The sequence below is a fragment of the Hungatella sp. SL.1.14 genome (genome assembly GCF_024460495.1).
Lineage (GTDB): Bacteria > Bacillota > Clostridia > Lachnospirales > Lachnospiraceae > Hungatella > Hungatella hathewayi.
Genome location: NZ_JANFYJ010000082.1, coordinates 1 through 999, shown reverse-complemented (window position 1 = coordinate 999; position 999 = coordinate 1). Strand labels below are relative to the sequence as shown.

Genomic DNA, 999 nt, shown 5'->3' with positions numbered 1-999 from the left:
CAGCTCCGTTCTCTTCTGTATACCAGCCTCCAAATGTATAACCCGGGCGGCTCGTACTTCCAAGTTCTTTTCCTGCATTTACAAGACTCTGGCCGCTCAGCACCGTCTCCGTCGTATTCGGAAGCACTTCTGCTGCATCTGCCGCTGCCTTGTCATACGTCAGGGTTACTTCAGCATTTGCTGTCCATTTTGCATAGACAGTCATGTTTTCTGCTATTACATAGGCTGCATCGAACTGTTCTCCAGCTCCGTTCTCTTCTGTATACCAGCCTCCAAACGTATAGCCGGGACGGCTTGTGATTCCAAGATCTTTTCCTGCATTCGTAAGACTCTGGCCGCTCAGCACCGTCTCCGTCGTATTCGGAAGCACTTCTGCTGCATCTGCTGCTGCCTTGTCATACGTCAGGGTTACTTCAGCATTTGCTGTCCATTTCGCATAGACAGTCATGTTTTCTGCTATTACATAGGCTGCATCGAACTGTTCTCCAGCTCCATTCTCTTCTGTATACCAGCCTTCAAACGTATAGCCGGGACGGCTCGTTCTTCCAAGCTCTTTTCCCGCATTTGTAAGGCTCTGGCCGCTCAGCACCGTCTCCGTCGTATTCGGAAGCACTTCTGCTGCATCTGCCGCTGCCTTGTCATACGTCAGCATTACTTCAGCATTTGCTGTCCATTTCGCATAGACAGTCATGCTTTCTGCTATTACATAGGCTGCATCGAACTGTTTTCCAGCTCCGTTTTCTTCTGTATACCAGCCTTCAAACGTATAGCCGGGACGGCTCGTTCTCCCAAGATCTTTTCCTGCATTCGTAAGACTCTGGCCGCTCAGCACCGTCTCCGTCGTATTCGGAAGCACCTCTGCTGCATCAGCCGCTGCCTTGTCATACGTCAGCACTACCTCATTATTTGCAGTCCATCTCGCATAAACGGTCATGCTTTCCGTGATCTTATCTTCCTGGGTGAATCGTCTTCCACCGGTTGCTTCTGTATACCAGCCTG

General features: G+C 50.4%; 1 protein-coding gene. It reads right to left on the bottom strand.

From position 1 onward, the window contains the following. Positions 1–999, bottom strand: a 999-nt coding sequence (locus NE473_RS33285; RefSeq protein WP_256265540.1) for an InlB B-repeat-containing protein, incomplete at both ends; no start/stop codon positions are given.